Source organism: Vibrio sp. Vb0937, assembly GCF_033338855.1.
Genome location: NZ_JAWOTK010000298.1, coordinates 1 through 1208 on the forward strand (window position 1 = coordinate 1; position 1208 = coordinate 1208).

Consider the following 1208-nt stretch of genomic DNA (forward strand, 5'->3'; position numbering starts at 1 on the left):
GCAGCAATCAAAAATCGGTAACGTCAGACCAGAGCTCAATGGCAGTCAGGTCAAAATCCCTGGCTTCGTGATTCCTCTTGAGGGGGATGCCAACACGGTGACGGAATTTTTGTTGGTGCCGTATTTTGGGGCGTGTATCCACGTACCACCACCACCACCAAACCCAATCATTTACGTGAAATTTCCGAAAGGCGCACCAGTACAGGAACTTTGGGATGTCATTTACGTGGTGGGAACGTTAAAAACCGAAACCATTAACCATGAACTGGCAGAAACAGCGTATGTGATTGAAGGTTCAAAAATCGAAGCCTACGACGATATGTAGTCGTCGATTTCGAGGTACACCAAAGGCGTCGCATCGGCGCCTTTGTCATCTTTAAATGTTAAACAATGTAGCGCGATAAGTACGCTAACACGCCCACATAAAGAATCAAAAGAAACGCTATCGACAGGTGCTTTTTCAGTTTACTTGCTTCCGAGAACTTCATCGCCCCTCCAAAATAACGATAACAATTTTAACAACTCATTATCATTTTGGATAGACCTATTCCTTCAAAATCTGAGACGCTCTCTCTGGTCGCCTCGCGGATTAAGGTGTAAATTGAGGCAAGCGTCAAACGCAAGCTCTTGGTAGGAAAATACATGGCAGAACCAACGAAACAACCTGTAGTGATTGAACACCAGCCTAATACGCAGAAAAACGGTCACCACGACAAGAAAACGGGTTACATCAAAGACAGTGCGAGCAGAATTAAAAACATCGCTCAATCTCATGGCCTCGACGCTCTGTTGCAAACTGACCCTCCTGCCAAATCCGCATTAGAAAGAGCACAACTGCGAGACCAACGACGCCAAGAGCAAAGACAAAAAAACCTTGAGCAAATCCTAAAACTCGCGCACAGCGCTTGCCGCGATGAAACCGCAGGCGAACCCGATCAAGATTGGTTGTATCGATTTTTTGATATGGCCCAAGACATCCACAACAGTTCAATGCAGAAGTTGTGGGCGCAAGTAATGAAGCGTGAAGTGACCAACCCAGGTTCCACGTCGATGAAAGCGCTGAAAGTCCTTAAGGATATGTCCCCAAAAGAAGCGCAAACACTACAAAGAGCAGCCTCTTTGGCGTGCAGTTTTGGCGGCGATAACAGTAAAAAGTTATTGATAGGCTATAAAGCACATGGCGGAATATTCAACTTTGGTAAACGAGA

The 1208-nt window shown here is 45.8% G+C and carries 2 protein-coding genes; both read left to right on the forward strand.

Going from position 1 to position 1208, the window contains the following annotated elements:
• Positions 1 to 325: DUF3299 domain-containing protein (locus tag R7P67_RS25210; protein WP_318086372.1), on the forward strand; the 325-nt coding region annotated here is incomplete at its 5' end.
• Between the two features lie 317 nt (positions 326 to 642).
• Positions 643 to 1208, forward strand: a 566-nt coding sequence (locus tag R7P67_RS25215) for a TIGR03899 family protein (RefSeq protein WP_318086373.1), incomplete at its 3' end; no start/stop codon positions are given.